The 284-nt window shown below is 36.6% G+C and carries 1 pseudogene; it reads right to left on the reverse strand.

What is annotated here, in order from left to right:
* Positions 1-102, reverse strand: a pseudogene (locus B7C60_RS20030) (autoinducer 2 ABC transporter substrate-binding protein); the annotation flags it as partial.
* Positions 103-284 lie beyond the last annotated feature (182 nt).

Consider the following 284-nt stretch of genomic DNA (forward strand, 5'->3'; position numbering starts at 1 on the left):
GGAAACTTTTACGACATTGACTATTTCATAATCCTTGGCTTGTGCGCCGACAGCCGCAATAGCAAGCGTTAATGCGGCGACGTTTAATAAGATCTTTTTCATCTTCATCAATCCTTTCTTGGTGGTATGCAGGGTTAGGTGAATCGACACGAGAATGTTAAATCTAATATCAAGATATTATTGCCACCAAGGATAATAAACGTGATCTACACACGATATTGTTAATAGGTGGTTAGTAAAATGATAACTTAAGGTTTTATATATAGAGGGGTGTAAACTTACAT

Source organism: Vibrio fujianensis (assembly GCF_002749895.1).
Taxonomy (GTDB): Bacteria; Pseudomonadota; Gammaproteobacteria; order Enterobacterales; family Vibrionaceae; genus Vibrio; species Vibrio fujianensis.